General features: G+C 37.3%; 17 protein-coding genes. 14 read left to right on the top strand and 3 right to left on the bottom strand.

Going from position 1 to position 15,836, the window contains the following annotated elements; all coding sequences use genetic code 11:
- The first annotated feature begins 245 nt into the window (after positions 1 to 245).
- Positions 246 to 1,124 carry an AraC family transcriptional regulator gene (locus EWM59_RS08190; RefSeq protein WP_130020471.1) on the top strand — a complete coding sequence of 293 codons (879 nt, stop codon included), beginning with the start codon at positions 246 to 248 and terminating at the stop codon, positions 1,122 to 1,124.
- Between the two features lie 16 nt (positions 1,125 to 1,140).
- Here the strand turns inward: EWM59_RS08190 and EWM59_RS08185 are convergent, their stop codons facing one another.
- Entirely contained in the window at positions 1,141 to 2,214 is a 1,074-nt protein-coding gene (locus EWM59_RS08185; RefSeq protein ID WP_130020470.1) for an asparaginase, read from the bottom strand.
- A gap of 276 nt (positions 2,215 to 2,490) precedes the next feature.
- Between EWM59_RS08185 and EWM59_RS08180 the strand changes: the two genes are divergently transcribed.
- Positions 2,491 to 2,877 (top strand): hypothetical protein, encoded by a 387-nt coding sequence (locus EWM59_RS08180; RefSeq protein ID WP_130020469.1) that lies wholly within the window; start codon positions 2,491 to 2,493, stop codon positions 2,875 to 2,877.
- On the opposite strand, the gene EWM59_RS08175 is transcribed toward EWM59_RS08180, so the two are convergent.
- Positions 2,878 to 3,201, bottom strand: a complete 324-nt coding sequence (locus EWM59_RS08175; protein WP_130020468.1) for a tetratricopeptide repeat protein — start codon at positions 3,199 to 3,201, stop codon at positions 2,878 to 2,880. It lies immediately after the preceding gene.
- 189 nt (positions 3,202 to 3,390) lie between these two features.
- Here EWM59_RS08175 and EWM59_RS08170 point away from each other — a divergent pair, with 189 nt between their 5' ends.
- From EWM59_RS08170 to EWM59_RS08115, 12 genes are all read left to right on the top strand, one after another.
- Complete coding sequence (locus tag EWM59_RS08170; RefSeq protein WP_130020467.1) at positions 3,391 to 4,125, top strand: electron transfer flavoprotein subunit beta/FixA family protein; 735 nt, start codon at positions 3,391 to 3,393, stop codon at positions 4,123 to 4,125.
- Between the two features lie 33 nt (positions 4,126 to 4,158).
- Positions 4,159 to 5,124: an electron transfer flavoprotein subunit alpha/FixB family protein gene (locus tag EWM59_RS08165; protein ID WP_130020466.1), complete on the top strand. Its 966-nt coding sequence runs from the start codon at positions 4,159 to 4,161 to the stop codon at positions 5,122 to 5,124.
- Positions 5,125 to 5,310: 186 nt separating this feature from the next.
- Complete coding sequence (locus tag EWM59_RS08160; RefSeq protein ID WP_130020465.1) at positions 5,311 to 7,860, top strand: TonB-dependent receptor; 2,550 nt, start codon at positions 5,311 to 5,313, stop codon at positions 7,858 to 7,860.
- A gap of 124 nt (positions 7,861 to 7,984) precedes the next feature.
- Positions 7,985 to 8,578 carry a bifunctional nuclease family protein gene (locus EWM59_RS08155; RefSeq protein ID WP_130020464.1) on the top strand — a complete coding sequence of 198 codons (594 nt, stop codon included), beginning with the start codon at positions 7,985 to 7,987 and terminating at the stop codon, positions 8,576 to 8,578.
- Between the two features lie 225 nt (positions 8,579 to 8,803).
- The gene (locus tag EWM59_RS08150) at positions 8,804 to 9,628 is read left to right on the top strand and encodes an FkbM family methyltransferase (protein WP_130020463.1); all 825 of its coding nucleotides are present in this window, start codon (positions 8,804 to 8,806) and stop codon (positions 9,626 to 9,628) included.
- Positions 9,629 to 9,719: 91 nt separating this feature from the next.
- Complete coding sequence (locus tag EWM59_RS08145; protein ID WP_130020462.1) at positions 9,720 to 10,580, top strand: lysophospholipid acyltransferase family protein; 861 nt, start codon at positions 9,720 to 9,722, stop codon at positions 10,578 to 10,580.
- A gap of 80 nt (positions 10,581 to 10,660) precedes the next feature.
- Positions 10,661 to 11,536 (top strand): cell division protein FtsX, encoded by an 876-nt coding sequence (locus EWM59_RS08140; protein WP_130020461.1) that lies wholly within the window; start codon positions 10,661 to 10,663, stop codon positions 11,534 to 11,536.
- A gap of 122 nt (positions 11,537 to 11,658) precedes the next feature.
- Positions 11,659 to 11,910 (top strand): DUF3098 domain-containing protein, encoded by a 252-nt coding sequence (locus EWM59_RS08135; RefSeq protein WP_130020460.1) that lies wholly within the window; start codon positions 11,659 to 11,661, stop codon positions 11,908 to 11,910.
- 124 nt (positions 11,911 to 12,034) lie between these two features.
- Positions 12,035 to 12,826 (top strand): undecaprenyl-diphosphate phosphatase, encoded by a 792-nt coding sequence (locus EWM59_RS08130; RefSeq protein WP_130020459.1) that lies wholly within the window; start codon positions 12,035 to 12,037, stop codon positions 12,824 to 12,826.
- Positions 12,827 to 12,849: 23 nt separating this feature from the next.
- Complete coding sequence (truB, locus tag EWM59_RS08125) at positions 12,850 to 13,539, top strand: tRNA pseudouridine(55) synthase TruB (RefSeq protein WP_130020458.1); 690 nt, start codon at positions 12,850 to 12,852, stop codon at positions 13,537 to 13,539.
- Between the two features lie 50 nt (positions 13,540 to 13,589).
- On the top strand, positions 13,590 to 14,513 hold the full coding sequence (locus tag EWM59_RS08120) for a bifunctional riboflavin kinase/FAD synthetase (protein ID WP_130020457.1): 924 nt from the start codon (positions 13,590 to 13,592) through the stop codon (positions 14,511 to 14,513).
- A complete protein-coding gene (locus tag EWM59_RS08115) occupies positions 14,510 to 14,746 on the top strand; it encodes a CBU_0592 family membrane protein (RefSeq protein WP_130020456.1) in 237 nt (78 codons plus the stop codon). The genes EWM59_RS08120 and EWM59_RS08115 overlap by 4 nt, the downstream gene beginning before the upstream one ends.
- Before the next feature lie 2 nt (positions 14,747 to 14,748).
- On the opposite strand, the gene pheA is transcribed toward EWM59_RS08115, so the two are convergent.
- Complete coding sequence (gene pheA / locus EWM59_RS08110; RefSeq protein WP_130020455.1) at positions 14,749 to 15,822, bottom strand: chorismate mutase; 1,074 nt, start codon at positions 15,820 to 15,822, stop codon at positions 14,749 to 14,751.
- Positions 15,823 to 15,836: the final 14 nt, after the last annotated feature.

The raw sequence follows: 15,836 nt of genomic DNA, 5'->3' as shown, positions 1-15,836 counted from the left end.
AAATACTCATAAACCGATCTCTATTGAGACAGTTTTTATTCAAAAAAAAACGAGCATTCTGCTCGCTTTTTTATTCATCATACGTTGACGTATTTTCTAAAACAAAACTAAATGTATTATTTAACGTGGTACAAAATTCCTTTTTTTCAGAGATAAAAAATATGCTTACATTCATTAGTTTTAGTGCTATATTATTATTTTTATGAAAATTTTAATTATTCTTATCTTAATAGAACAAAAATTCTGTGAAAACCCCTTTTGAAAAGATTCAACCAGATGAAGGAAGTTCGTTCAGACTCTTACATTTAAAGATTTCTTCTAATATTTTTCCCTGGAACTACCATTACCATCCAGAATATGAAATGGTTTTTGTGCATTATGGCACAGGCAGAAGACACGTGGGTAATCATTTAAGCTATTATGAAGATGGAGACCTTGTATTAATTGGGGCAAATTTACCCCACGCAGGCTTTGGATATGATGCTTTAGATGAACATGAGGAAACAGTAATTCAGTTTAAAGAAGATTTTCTGGGTGAAAACTTTTTTGATAAACCCGAAATGGCGGCAATCAAAACACTTTTTGAACGGTCTCAGCATGGCATTCATTTTTTTGGACAGACAAAAAAAATGGTGGGCAATCGGTTAAAAAAAATGCCTCAACTCTCTCACTTCGGTAGAATGATTGAACTATTGTCAATTTTTCAGATGCTGGCTAATTCGGAAGAATATGTTCTTTTAAATGTAGCCGATACCCGCTATGATTTTAACCAGAAAGACCAGGCCCGAATCAAACGGATTTATGAATATGTAGAACAATCATATCACATACCTATCAATATCAAAGAGGTAGCAGATATTGCTCACCTCACTGTTCCGTCTTTCTGTAATTACTTTAAAAAAGTGATGAACATGACTTACACCGATTTTGTAAACGAATACCGTATCAATCAGGCCTGTAAACTGCTTATGTTGGAAAAAAGCATTACCGATGTATGTTTCGATTGCGGGTTTTCGAATGTGTCTTATTTTAGTAAGGTTTTTAAACAAATAAAAGGCAAAAGCCCCATGCAGTTTAAAAACCTTGTATTAAGAAGAAATGACAGTGTATTAAGAAAGAAATGACAGTGCTGAAATGTTTTCAGACTGTCATTTCTCCACAAATATCTCTTTCCAGATTAAATTTTACCCGTTCCGCAGAGATATCCTGCCCAAATTGAAACATCATTTTAGTGATAGCCGCTTCGGAAGTTATATCCGAGCCACTCACCACACCAATCTCCTGCAATTTCCTGCTTGTCTGATATGTTCCTTGCAGCACTCTCCCACCATCACATTGTGAAACATTATAAATAACAATTCCCTTATCAATGGCTTGTTTAAGTTCATCTAAAAACCAGCTTTCTGATGGAGCATTTCCTGCACCATAGGTTTCTAACACTACACCTTTAAGGTTATTGGTATCAAATATATTCCGAATCAGACTTTGCCTGATACCTGGAAAAAGCTTGAGTATCATCACATTTTCATCCAGATGCACGTGTAATTGTAATGGCAGGTCAGTTCTATAGGGTCGAATAAATGGAAAGTTATAATCAATAGTCACGCCTGCTTCAGCCAGATTGGGGTAATTTTCAGACCTGAATGCGTTAAACTGGCTGCTTTCTTTTTTCTTGGCTCTATTGCCACGCAACAAATAAGAATTGAAATAAATGGCTACTTCAGGAATAACAGGCCGACCATTGATTGTTGCAGAGGCAATCTCTAATGCTGTAAGCAGGTTTTCACGGGCATCAGTCCGGGCAATGCCAATGGGTAACTGAGCCCCGGTGAAAACAACAGGTTTACTTAAATTCTCTAACAGAAAACTTAAAGCAGAGGCTGTGTAGGCCATTGTATCGGTACCATGCAAAATGACAAAAGCATCAAATTCTTCGAAGTTATCATACACAATTCTGGCAATTTCTACCCAATTGTTCGGATTCATGTTCGAAGAATCTATCGGTTTCTCTAAGGTAAGAATAGTCAGTTCAAACTCTACCCTATGCAATTCTGGCACATTGGTTAAAATCTCACTGAAGTTAAAAGGCACTAAACTTTTGCTTTTGGAGTCATAAACCATGCCTAGTGTACCGCCTGTATAAATCATTAATACAGAGGTGGCACGATTATTTTTGATTGATGAAGTAGTAATTTTTGAGGTTTTATAAGACATAAAAAAATATTTTTGGCAAAAATACAAAGTTTCGTTTCAGCTTAATTATTGATTTTTTTAAAATAATCAGTCAAAGCTACCTAAATCGAAACGTGATTTTTATAAAAAAAACATTTTTTTGAGTAAAAATACTCAAAAATGAGGCAAATTTTCAGAATTTTTCAAATCAAAAATATTACTATTTCAAGATTTTTTTTCACTTTTTTTGAATTTTTTTGAAATATTACGTTATATTTGAAAAGCAACAAACAAAAACACAATAAAAAGGGCGGAGATATGAATTTGCAACCAACATTAAGAATAATAGCTGACGAAGTAGAAATAATCGATTGCTTAGTTGACAACAGAGAAATGTTCAAAACATTTGATACCAATAAAACTACTGCTTTTTTAGTCGGGGAAGATTTTCATCTGGTATTTTATTTAGCTGATAATGAACCAGACAATCGTTTTCTGATGTATATCGTAGAAGATTTTTCGGTAAATGAAGAGTGTATGGCATTTATTGTGAAACAGATAGAGGAACAAATACAACAAAACCACAATGTTTATATAATGAAACAGGCTCGTAATAAAGTATTAGATATGCTTTATATGACAGATACTTTCAGAGCCTTGTTCGGAAAAACGAATGTGAAAGAGGCAGATGAATATTATTACTAATCACTCAATCTCATCAAGAAACATTCTATAAGCTCGTTTTAGCTCATCATAAGCTTTTATATTCTGCTTTTGGTGAGCTATTTCTATTCCTTTTTTATACACTTCATCAGCTTTCTCAAACTGCTCCATTTCAAAATATAAGGCTGCCGCATGGTAGTAGGTCGGCACATAATCAGGATGGTCGTTCAGTAGCTTTTCAAGATAAAAAAGTGCTTTCTCAGGCTTTCTATCCAGATACTCCATAGCTACTCCGTAAATATTAAAAGGCTCATCAGGTTCCTCTTCCAGATACTGTAATAAAATTTTTAATCGTTCCTCTTGCATCGTATATTAGATTAATTTAGCTTTGCAATTGTTATGCGTGCATAACAATTTTCGTCTTATCATTTGCTTAGAGAGCAAAATTAGACAATAAAACTCTTAGGTTCATTATATTAATAATGCTTTTTAGAAAACCCCTGAAAGCATCTATTCTATAAAAAACTTCCCTTGAGGGGTAAGGGGCAAAATACTATGAAAATATTAGTCTGCATTTCGAGTGTGCCTGACACAACTTCAAAAATCAGTTTTACTGATGGAGACACTAAGTTGAATAAAGCAGGAGTACAATACATCATCGGACCCTACGATGATTATGCGCTGGCAAGAGCGGTTGAATTAAAAGAAAAATCCGGAGCAAGTATTACAGTATTAAATGTTGGTGAAGCCGATGCTGAACCGCAGATACGCAAGGCTTTGGCTATTGGGGCAGATGATGCCATCAGAGTAGATGCCGATCCTGTAGATTCTTACTTTGTGGCCGAACAGATTGCCACCGTCGCTAAAGAAGGCAACTATGACCTGATTTTGATGGGCCGCGAAACGAGTGATTACAACTCAGGTGTAGTACATGGTATTGTTGGTGAAATTCTTGGAATCCCGTCTTTTTCACCTGTGATGCAATTAGATATTGAAGGTGGAGTAGCAAAAATGACCCGTGAGATTGAAGGAGGTAAAGAAAAACTGGAAGCTCCACTCCCATTGGTTTTAGGTTGTCAGGAACCCATTGCCGAATGGAAAATTCCGAATATGCGTGGTATTATGACTGCCCGCACTAAACCTTTGAAAGTAATTCCGGCATCGGGCGAAGCCTTTACATCAACCGATAAATACAGTTTACCTCCGGCAAAAGGTGCCTGTAAAATGATTGCTGCCGACGAAGCAGACAAATTGATTGAATTACTTCGTAAAGAAGCAAAAGTACTTTAATCTTTATCAATTATTCCAAAAAAGACATTTATCATGGCTATATTAGTTTTTACAGAGATTGCCGATGGAGCAATCAAAAAATCATCGCTTGAAGCCATTTATTATGGTTCGCAAGTGGCCGAAAAAACAGGTACTTCTGTTACTGCACTTGCCATCGGCAAAGCAGATGGTGCTGAACTGGCAATTGCCGGAAATTATGGCGCAAGTAAAGTATTACATGCCAACGACACAAAATTAGAATTGCCAAACAGCATGGCTTATGCCAAAGTGCTGGTAGAAGCTGCCAATACTACCGGAGCGAAGGTAATTATTACAGCCAAATCTTCATTAGCTGATGCCGTAACTGCCCGTGCAGCAGGAACTTTAAAGGCTGCCGTAGTTGGTAACGTGGTAGAATTACCGGATTTATCTAATGGATTTAAAGTAAAAAGAAGCATTTTTACAGGCAAAGCTTTTGCAGATGTAAATGTTAAAAGCGATATAAAAGTATTAGCTATCAAAAAAAATGCGGTAAACCCGGTAGAAAGTAGCAATTCCGCAACCGTTGAAGCCTTTACTCCTGCGTTAAGCGACAATCTGTTTACTGCCAAAGTTACAGAAACTGTAAAAGCAACCGGAACGGTTTCTTTGCCTGAGGCAGACTTGGTAGTATCAGGCGGAAGAGGCATGAAAGGGCCTGAACACTGGCAACCATTATTAGACCTGGCAGATGCGCTGGGAGCAGCAACAGCCTGTTCTAAGCCTGTATCTGATTTAGACTGGAGACCTCACCATGAACACGTTGGACAAACCGGTGTAAAAGTCTCTCCGAATTTATACATTGCCTGCGGAATATCAGGGGCTATTCAGCACCTTGCCGGAGTTAACTCTTCTAAAATAATTGTCGTAATCAATAAAGATGCAGATGCGCCGTTTTTCAAAGCGGCCGATTATGGCATTGTAGGTGATGTTTTTGACGTACTGCCTAAACTGACAAAAGCAGTGAAAGAACTAAAATAAGCTGATATACCAGTAATACTAAGGCCTCAGAGATTCTATTCTTTGAGGCCTTTTTTTATGCAGCATTTCCAATCAATAAAATAAAGTACAACTAAATCAACCAACTTTTTGCTGGCGTCTGGGAATACCCGAAATTCGAATCAAAATTCTTTATTACTATTATTTACAAAACAAAAGATTAAAATTATGAAAAGGATATTACTGTTGCATTTTTTAATGCTTGCCACTGCGTTGGCTTTTGCTCAAAAACCTGTTCTTAAAGGTAAAGTGGTAGATGCTACAGGTCAACCAATGATTGGTGCAAGCATTGCCGAAAAAAGCACTAACAATGGTACCGTAGCCGATGTTGACGGCAATTTTCAGCTTTCACCCATCTCTGCAGAACCAATATTGGTTATCAGTTTTATAGGCTACAAAAAAATAGAAGTTACCCCACAGGATTTAGACAAGCCTATTGCGATGGAAGAGTCAAATATTCTTCAGCAGGTAGTAGTATTGGGTTCAAGAAGTTTAAACAGGTCGGTTACTGATACCCCTGCCCCTATTGATGTAATTGATATTAAAGAAGTAACTTCTAAAACCGGACAGTTAGATGTCAATCAGTTACTTCAGTTTGCTGCACCCTCATTCAACTCAAATAGACAAACTGGTTCAGACGGTACTGACCATGTTGACCCGGCTTCGCTCAGAGGTTTAGGGCCAGACCAGACATTAGTTCTGATTAATGGCAAACGCAGACATCAGTCTTCTTTGGTAAATATTTTTGGAACAAGAGGGAGAGGCAATACAGGTACCGACCTGAATGCTATTCCTGCTGCCGCTATTGAACGCATTGAAATTCTGAGAGATGGTGCAGCCGCACAATATGGTTCTGATGCCATTGCAGGGGTCATTAATATTATTCTTAAAACATCTACCAATACCTTAGACATAAATGCCAATTCAGGCGTTTATCAGGCAAAATACCGTTTTGATGATAAAAAATTTGATGGACTTAATTACAATTTTAATGCTAATTATGGAATCAAGGTTGGTAAAGAAGGATTTGTAAACCTGACAGGAGATTACAATTTCAGAGACCATACAAACAGAGCAAATACTAATCCTGATGAGCTCTCACGCCGCCAGTTTGGAGATCCAAAAATAGTAAATGCTTCTTTGTATCTCAACTCTCAGTTTCAGTTAGGAGCAAAATCTCAGTTTTACCTATTTGGTGGTACCAATAAACGTGATGGCGATGCGTATGCATGGACACGTTTTGCCGATGACGACAGAAATATTCCTGCCATCTATCCGAATGGTTTTGACCCTTTAATCAAGACCAAAATCAATGATAATTCGATTGCTATTGGCGTAAGAAGTTTATTAGGCTCTTGGGACTTTGATGTAAGTAATACCTTTGGAGCCAACAAATTTCATTATTTTGTCAAAAATACGCTTAATACCTCGCTGGGTGCGCAATCTCCAACCTCTTTTGATGCAGGCGGTTTTCAGTTAAGTCAGAATACAATAAATCTGGGCTTATCAAAATTCTATAAACAAACATTAGCAGGATTGAACATCGCTTTCGGTGCTGAGTACAGAATGGAAAACTATAAAATTTTTGCCGGAGAAGAAAAATCATGGAAAAGCTATGAAGCAGGTGTTCCCCCGGGTTCACAAGGATTCCCGGGATTTCAGCCTGGTGATGAAATTAAAGCCAAGCGTTCAAACATAGGGGCTTATTTCGATACTGAGGTAGATTTTACAAAGAAATTCATGATGGGTGCTGCTTTACGTTATGAAAATTATAGCGATTTTGGAGGAACGTTAAATGGTAAATTATCAGCCAGATTCAAAGCCTCAGAAGCATTTATGTTGAGAGGAACCCTAAGCACAGGTTTCAGAGCCCCATCTTTACCACAGATTAATTTTAATTCTACCATCACTAATTTCATAGGAGGACAACCAGTTGAAGTATTGATTGCACGCAATGGTAGTGCCGTAACAAAGGCATTGGGTATTCCTGCCTTGAAACAAGAGACCTCAAAAAATGCCAGTTTAGGCTTTACCATGAGACCTAACTCTACTTTTTCGCTAACAGTTGATGCTTATCTGGTAAAAGTTAAAGACAGAATTGTATTAACAGGACAATTTGCAGATGATGACGACCAGATAGGTGATATTCTGAAAGGCTTGAATGTAGGCAAAGCACAGTTTTTCACTAATGCCGTATCAACTACAACTAAAGGCTTAGACGTAATTATGACTAATAGAAATAACCTCGGTGGAGGATATTTAACCACCACCCTGGCAGCAAACTTCAATAAACTGACTATTGATGCCATAAACACGTCTGAAAAACTGGCAGGCAAAGAAGATACCTATTTCGATTTAAGAGAACAATATTTCTTGAGAGCCTCTGCCCCACCTTCAAAAATCAATTTAACTTTCGATTATCAGATAAAAAAATTCAGTACGGTCGTACGTTTTGTAAGATTTGGCAAAGTTGAACTGGCTGACTGGAATTATGATATGAAAGAAAATGATATATATACACCTAAAATTGTAACAGACCTTTCGTTTAATTATAGATTTGCCAAATCTTTAGGTTTAACACTGGGTGGTAATAACATTTTCAATGTTTATCCAGATAGATCATCACCATTCAATACTGAGTCAGGCGGAGCATGGGACCCCGTTCAGATGGGCTTTAATGGGGCATTTTGGTATGTTAAGTTAAACTTAAAGTTTTAAGTTTTTGCGAAATTTCTGAAACCAAAACCGTTAATTTAAAGTTAAGTCCTGTGTAGATTTACCTCACAGGACATTTTTATCGTTTACTTTGAAAGACAGATTAAGAAATTCTTATATTTGCAACGTGGAAAAAATAAAACTCGAAATATTAGGTCTGTCCCCCAGCCAGTCACAAACTGGCTCATTCGCATTGGTTTTAGCCGAAGAATTTGGTAATCGCCGGTTACCGATTATCATTGGGATGTTTGAAGCCCAGGCTATCGCCATTGAAATGGAACGTATTACCCCAAATCGTCCAATGACTCACGACTTGTTTAAATCATTTGCCCGGGCATTTGATTTCACAGTTGAAGAGATATTGATTTCAGATTTACGGGAAGGTATCTTCTATGCCAAAGTAGTTTGTACTGATGGTATCCGCCAAAAATCTATTGATGCCCGTCCGTCTGACGCAGTGGCTATAGGTTTGCGTTTTCAGGTACCTATTTATACAACTAATCAGATTTTATCTGATGCCGGTATTACCGCACAAGAAGCAACCTCAGCCGATGAACCACAGGAATTGGTATCTTCCTCAACCCGTCCGCAGAAAGTTTCTAAAGACTCGCTAAAAGACCTGAATCTGGAAGAACTCAATAATCTGCTGAACCAGGCATTGGCGAATGAAGAATACGAAAAAGCAGCCAAAATCAGAGACGAAATCAGCAAAAGAAATTAATTTATACCTGTATAAAAGTATTCAGCCATTTGTTTATTACAAATGGCTTTTTATTTTGCGCACTTTAGATAATATCGCTTTATTAAATCGTTAATTTTCTGCTAAAAACCTTACAAATAGCAAAATATCACTACTTTGCTGAATGGCTTTCAAAATAACCAATATCTTTGCAGTCAACTTTCTCTATATTTTCCAAACAATTAATCATTATAAATCTTATTTACTATGTTTTCTTATCTAAAAAGGAAATTTGAAAAGCATAAAATTAAAACAACTTTTAAAGAATATGGCCACCGGGTGGACGTGTATGATTTGCCTGAATTTGGAAAAGTGAGCTTTGCCAAGTGGGAGAATCCGCTCGAAGCAGAAAAACACCTCACACAAGGTCAGGTTGACTTTTATAAAAAAATATTAAAAAAGGGAGATTTCATTATAGATATTGGCGCACACATAGGCGACTCAACCATACCAATGGCATTGGCAGTAGGTAAAGAAGGTACTGTTTTAGGCTTTGACCCGAATCCGTATATCTACAAAATTTTAGAAAAAAATGCCTCGCTGAATAAAGAATTAACCAATATTATCCCCCTTCAATTTGCTATTACTACGCATGACGGAGATTTTTTTTATAGCTCGTCAGAAGCGACCTACAATAATGGCGGTATAGCAGAAACGCAACAAAACCGACACGGTAAATATGGCCTGAATGAAAAAGTACATGGGGTTAATTTAGAAGATTTTCTGAATAAAAATTTCAAAGAAAAAATTGATAAACTAACCTTAATCAAGATTGATACAGAGGGGTACGATATAGAGATTCTGAAATCTATTCTTCCATTTGTAAAAAAACATAAGCCCAATATTATATTCGAGTGTTTTCCAAAATTAAGCAAGGCAGAAAGGTACTCACTGTTTGATTTGGTTGCCGATTTGGGTTACGATTTATATTATGTAGAAGCCTTTGATGCCAATACCAAAAAGCAACTCATCAAAAGGGAAAATATGACTGACTGGAAACATTTTGATATACTGGCTATTCCTAAAAATTAATGTCATTCAGGTAGTTGGCTTATTGGCTTTGTAAGTTTTTTTTTCTATCTTACAACCTAAATAAACCCTAACTAACTATATAATACTACTAATGCTCCGAGTACTTCGTAACTTTTTGCCAATTCCAAACAATGACCCTAATCCATTTTTTAGGTACATTTCTTATATTGATATTTTTGGAATTTTTGAGCGTGACCCTTTTGGCAACTGGTTAATTCTAAAACGTCTGATAATCTTAATTGCAGGTTTTCCCACTTATTGGCGCATTGCGGTAGCTAACCAGTTAAAGGTAGAGGGGGCTGAAAAAATTGCACGTTTGCCTAACCAAAACGTGTATTTTATTTCTAATCACCAAACCTATTTTGCCGACGTAATTACGTTTTATCACATTTTTTGTTCAGTAAAATGGGGCTTTGGCAACAGAGTTATTCCGGTGGCGTTGTTTGCACCAAGAGCCAGAATATTTTATGTAGCTGCCAGTGAAACCATGAAAGAAGGGTGGATTCCACGCATTTTCAGTTTAGCCGGAGCTATTTTAGTAGAGCGTTCGTGGCGGGCAAAAGGCGAAAATGTAAAGAGAGAATTAGATACCTCTGCCGGAACAAACGTGGCCAAAGGATTAGACTTTGGTTGGGTAGTAAGCTTTCCACAGGGTACTACAAGTCCCTACGCTCCTATCCGCAAAGGAACCGCCCATATCATTAAGGAAACCAACCCTATTGTTGTTCCGGTAGTGATTGATGGATTCAGACGAGCCTTTAATAAAACAGGATTAGCTTACAAGAAAAGGAATACCGAATTGAGAGTGAAATTTAAAGACCCTATCCATTTTTCGCCGGAGGCTACTGTAGACGAAATTACTGAAGTGATAAAAAATATTATCGAACAGGATATGCCTGAAAGAATTGCCCGATGGAGAGGCGAAACTTCTGGCACTGTTAAAAATCATTAAAATAGTCTATATTTCTACTACATTTTCTATCTTTGCCCAAAATTACGAAGCCTTAAAGATTTGTTTTAAATAGATTTACAATGCCAAAACGAAAATTGGGTAGTTATCCGAGTCTCTTGATTATTATTAGTTTAACAACTGCTTTATTTCTGATTGCCTTTACAGGTTGGATTGCCCTGACCTCGAAACAATTGGTAAGCTACGTTAAACAAAATATCGAGGTTCAGGTCTATTTAGATAAAGCACTTACACAAATTCAACAAGATTCGGTTCGTAATATTATTGCCAAGAAAAGCTATGTAGCGGTTGCCGATAACGTACCCCAGATAAAATTTATCTCGAAAGAAAGCACCGCTAAAAGAGTATTCAAAGACATCAACGAAGATTTCAGTTCTGTTTTGGGTGAAAATCCTTACCGTGATGCCTTTAGCCTGAGAATCCGTGAAAGCTACTTAAGCGAATTGAATTTAGAAACTATCAAAACAGATTTAGAACAAATATCAGGTGTTTTTGAGGCCGACTACGCCAAAGACTTTGTGGATAGCATCAATAAAAATGCCTATAAAGCCTTTCTGATTATTGCGTCTGTGATTATTGTTTTATTAGTAGCTATTTTTCTCTTGATTAACAATACCATCAGATTGGCTCTTTATTCTCAAAGGCTGGTTATCAGAAGTATGCAGTTAGTAGGTGCTACAGACTGGTTTATTCAAAAACCATTTATCAGCCGTGGAATCTGGCAGGGCTTTTTATCGGGTGTGGTTGCAATAGGTTTGTTCTTTGCGGTACAACAAATAGCTGTGCATAAAATTGAAGATCTGATGATTCTTCAGGATTACATAAAAATCGGATTTCTTTGTGGCGGTGTGGTAGTTCTGGGCATCTTAATCATCGTTTTAAGTACTTTTCAGTCAATGCACCGATACCTAAGAACATCTCTTGAAAATTTGTATTAGGCTGTAATCAAAAATACAATTACCCGGATTTAAATTTATAACACAAACATCATGCAATGCATATCCCTTTTGCATGATTACACAATACAACTATCATCCTTGGGATAAGGAAACTTACGATTATGAAAAATATCACTCCTAAAACACAGGAAGTAAAAAGTGCCGATAACGATGGCAATAAAAGCGCACTTCCCTTCAGTCGTCAGAATTATATATTGATGCTGGTTGGTGTAGGGCTTATTCTGCTTGGCTTTTTTATTATGACCTTAGATAAAGAAGAATTTGGTTTCGGCTTTTTAGGCATAACTCTTGGTCCTGCCATTACTTTCATCGGCTTTTTGTTTGAGTTTTATGCTATTTTCAAAAAGAAATAATTCTTTTTAGCATACTACTATTCAGGCTTTTATTATAGATTCTATCCAGTAAATCTATAAGTATTTGCCTAATTTTTCAGTTAAAATCAATCGCATTTCCTAAATATTTACTCATAACACACTAATGAATCTCATTCAGGCTATCATCCTTGCTATCATTGAAGGCATCACCGAATATTTACCTATCAGTTCAACCGGGCACATGATTATCGGCTCATCTCTGATGGGTATCAGCGAATTAGATTTCACTAAGGTTTTTGAGGTAAATATTCAATTCGGAGCCATATTGTCTGTAATCGTTCTTTACTGGAAAAAATTCCTGCAATCTTTTGAGTTCTATGCTAAATTATTAGCGGCCTTTATTCCGGCTGCCATTATAGGATTTCTTTTAAACGATTTTATTGATAGTTTGCTTGAAAGTGTGGTGGTTGTAGCAGTTTCAATGGTTTTAGGAGGATTTATCTTAATTTTTATTGATAAATATTTCGAAAATAAAGCCACCAAAGCCAATATCAGTTATCCTGATGCGGTAAAAATTGGCTTGTTCCAATGTATTGCCATGATTCCCGGGGTATCACGTTCAGCAGCAAGTATCATTGGCGGTATGTTTCAGGGACTATCACGCAAAGATTCTGCTGAATTTTCATTTTTTCTGGCAGTGCCTACCATGTTTGCGGCTTCGGCTTATAAATTATTGAAAAGCTATAAAGCAGGTACGCTTACTTTCTCTTCTGACGAACTTCAATTACTAATAGTAGGGAATGTAGTTGCATTTATAGTAGCCATGATAGCTATTAAGTTCTTTATCAGTTACTTACAAAAATACGGCTTCAAGGTTTTCGGGTATTATCGTATTATTGTTGGCTTAATAATTCTTGGACTGATAGCCGCAGGCTACGAGTTAAAAATTGTTTAAGGCCCAAAGTTAAATTTCCATTTATGCAAACAGTGGTTGATGAAAGAAATGAGGTGCTTTTGATTGATAAACCTCTTAAATGGACTTCTTTCGATGTTGTCAATAAAGTCCGCTATGCGGGCAAATACAAAAAAGTCGGTCATGCCGGTACTTTAGATCCTTTGGCAACAGGTTTGCTGATACTCTGCACCAATAAGAAAACCAAAGAAATAGATACCTATCAGGCACAGGAAAAAGAATACACCGGAACCTTAGTGCTGGGTAAAACTACGCCATCAATTGACTTGGAAACAGAAGTTGATGCTGAGTTTCCGATTGACCATATTACACCTGAGGCAATTAATCAGGTAGTTGCACAATTGACAGGCTTAATTGAACAAATTCCCCCTGCGCACTCTGCCATTAAGGTAAATGGTAAAAGAGCTTATGAATCAGCCAGAAAAGGCGAAGAAGTGGTCATAAAATCAAGACAGGTTGAAATCAAAGAATTTGATATAGATACTACACATTTCCCCCAAATCTCGTTCAGAATTGTTTGCTCCAAAGGCACCTATATCAGAAGCCTTGTGCGAGATTTTGGTAAATTACTTCAATCAGGAGCCTATATGAGCTCACTCCGCAGAACCCGAATCGGTGAATTCCGCATTGAAAATGCACTAAGCCTCGAACAATTTTTAGAGAATATTCGTAATTTTGCGCCCAATCAACAATAGGCATTGTGCTGATTACACAATGCTTAAGTGCTTACAAAATACCTTTTACATTGAAAGTATATTATAATCTAACAGATTTTAAGCCATTAAACAATGCCATAGTAACCAGTGGTACATTTGATGGAGTTCATTTAGGTCATCAGAAAATCTTACAGATATTACGGGAAACGGCTGAAGCATCGATGGGTGAATCGGTAGTGCTTACTTTCTGGCCACACCCACGAATGGTAGTTTCTCAGGATAGCCAAAGCCTGAAATTACTCTCTACTGTCGATGAAAAAATTGAATTGCTCGAAAATCAGGGAGTCAATCATCTGTTGATTGTGCCTTTCACACGAGAGTTTTCAGAACTCAGTTCAGAAGAATATGTACAGAAGATACTTATCGATACTATTGGGACAAAAAAATTAGTGATTGGGTACGACCATCGCTTCGGAAGAAACCGTGAAGGCAGTTTTCAGTATTTAGAAAACAATTCAACCCGATTTGGCATAGAAATAGAAGAAATATCCCGTCAGGAAATAGAAAATCTGGTTATTAGTTCTACTAAAATTCGTCAGTCGTTAGTAGAGGGAAACGTTAAATCTGCCAATGACTTATTGGGCAGACATTACAGCTTTTCAGGCATTGTGGTAAAAGGACGCCAGTTAGGGCGAACTATTGGTTTCCCGACCGCTAATGTACAGGTTTCAGAGTCATACAAGCTCATTCCTGCCAATGGTGTTTATGCCGTCAGGACATGGGTAAGAGGTCAGTGGCTACAAGGCATTATGAATATTGGGAATCGTCCGACGGTTGATGGCATCGGCCGAACTCAGGAAGTTCATATTCTTAATTTCAATGATGAAATATATGGTGAACACCTCACTGTTGACCTGGTAGATTATATCAGACCTGAGCAAAAATTTAAAGGCATCGAAGAATTAAAAAATCAGATTCTTAAAGACAAGGAAAGAGCGTTAGAGATTTTATGAAAATAGATATAGTTGAGATTATAGGGTGGATTGGCGCCGTTTTAATAACGGGTTCTTATTTCCTGAATATCCAGGGTAAATTAGATGCTAAAGATACCCGATATGTATGGGCCAATGCCATTGGTGGAATATGTTTTATCATCAATACATATTTCCACCATGCTTATCCGTCAATGGCTGTCAATATCATCTGGGTACTGATTGCTCTCGCAGCATTACTCCGCAAAAAATAACATCAGGTATTTTTCACATAACTACCCAGCCATTTGATAGAATTTCTATGTTTTTTAAAGACTTTCTCCACGTTTTCGTCTCTAAAAAAGCCTTCTAATTCAATAAAAAACCAGAAATTAAAATCTTCACTACCTTTGTAGGGGCGACTCTCAATCTTGGTTAAATTGATGCCTGCCTTCTTGAAATCCTGCAAAAATCCGGCAAGAATTCCTGGTTTATCAGTGTCAGGCAACCGGGCAATAATGGTTGTTTTGTCGTTACCACTCTTCTGATTTTCAAAGCCCTTTGCCAGAATATAGAATCGGGTTCTATTCTGTCCGTTGTCTTCAATATTATTGAATAATACAGGCAGACTAAAGAGTTTTGCTGCAATTTCAGAGCAAATGGCCGCACTTTCAGGGTCTTCTGCGGCTAACTTGGCAGCCTTCGAGGTTGATTCTACCTGAATTTCTTCGGGGTGCGTTTGCTCAAAATATTTATTCAGAAATCCTCTACACTGTCTGAAAGCTATATCTTTAGAATAGATTCTTTTAATTTTTGACGGGTTTTCGGCCTCGGTTGCCAAGGCAAAATGAACCGGAATTTTCAATTCAGCAGCTACATTTACATTCATTTCATTCAGTAAATCAACTGTTTCATACACAATCCCTTCCTGATTATTTTCAATTGGAATTACCCCAAACTTAGCTCTGCCTGTATCCACCGCTTCAAATACCGACTTGATAGTGGGAAGAGTCATATATTCGCTCATGGCACCAAAACGGCTTTCCGCCGCCTGATGGGTAAAGCTACCTTCAGGTCCCAGAAATGCTACCCTTTCAGGTAGTTCTATGTTACGGGCAGCGGCAAAGATTTCTAAATAAATGGCCTCAATCGCCTCCTTATTCAGAGGGCCATCATTCTGTGCGTTCATCCGGTCTAAAATCTGCTTTTCCCGTTCAGGTCTGTAAATGAGTGCTTTGGTTGAGCGTTTAATTTCACCAACTTTATGCACCAGTTGCATACGTTTGTTAAGCAATACCAATAACTGGTCGTCAATTGAATCAATATCTTTTCTTACTTCTTCGAGTGTCACTTTTCTGGATAGGT

The organism is Emticicia agri, assembly GCF_004168285.1.
GTDB classification, from domain to species: domain Bacteria; phylum Bacteroidota; class Bacteroidia; order Cytophagales; family Spirosomataceae; genus Emticicia; species Emticicia agri.
Note: the sequence above shows the minus strand (reverse complement) of the source record. Positions and strands in the feature narration are given on the sequence as shown.

Excerpts from the sequence above, each read along its gene's own strand:
- EWM59_RS08185 (WP_130020470.1), bottom strand. The coding sequence starts at position 2,214 with ATGTCTTATAAAACCTCAAAAATTACTACTTCATCAATCAAAAATAAT.
- EWM59_RS08180 (WP_130020469.1), top strand. The coding sequence starts at position 2,491 with ATGAATTTGCAACCAACATTAAGAATAATAGCTGACGAAGTAGAAATA.
- EWM59_RS08115 (WP_130020456.1), top strand. The coding sequence starts at position 14,510 with ATGAAAATAGATATAGTTGAGATTATAGGGTGGATTGGCGCCGTTTTA.
- EWM59_RS08160 (WP_130020465.1), top strand. The coding sequence starts at position 5,311 with ATGAAAAGGATATTACTGTTGCATTTTTTAATGCTTGCCACTGCGTTG.
- truB (WP_130020458.1), top strand. The coding sequence starts at position 12,850 with ATGCAAACAGTGGTTGATGAAAGAAATGAGGTGCTTTTGATTGATAAA.
- EWM59_RS08130 (WP_130020459.1), top strand. The coding sequence starts at position 12,035 with ATGAATCTCATTCAGGCTATCATCCTTGCTATCATTGAAGGCATCACC.
- EWM59_RS08145 (WP_130020462.1), top strand. The coding sequence starts at position 9,720 with ATGCTCCGAGTACTTCGTAACTTTTTGCCAATTCCAAACAATGACCCT.
- EWM59_RS08175 (WP_130020468.1), bottom strand. The coding sequence starts at position 3,201 with ATGCAAGAGGAACGATTAAAAATTTTATTACAGTATCTGGAAGAGGAA.
- EWM59_RS08150 (WP_130020463.1), top strand. The coding sequence starts at position 8,804 with ATGTTTTCTTATCTAAAAAGGAAATTTGAAAAGCATAAAATTAAAACA.
- EWM59_RS08170 (WP_130020467.1), top strand. The coding sequence starts at position 3,391 with ATGAAAATATTAGTCTGCATTTCGAGTGTGCCTGACACAACTTCAAAA.
- EWM59_RS08165 (WP_130020466.1), top strand. The coding sequence starts at position 4,159 with ATGGCTATATTAGTTTTTACAGAGATTGCCGATGGAGCAATCAAAAAA.
- EWM59_RS08135 (WP_130020460.1), top strand. The coding sequence starts at position 11,659 with ATGAAAAATATCACTCCTAAAACACAGGAAGTAAAAAGTGCCGATAAC.
- EWM59_RS08140 (WP_130020461.1), top strand. The coding sequence starts at position 10,661 with ATGCCAAAACGAAAATTGGGTAGTTATCCGAGTCTCTTGATTATTATT.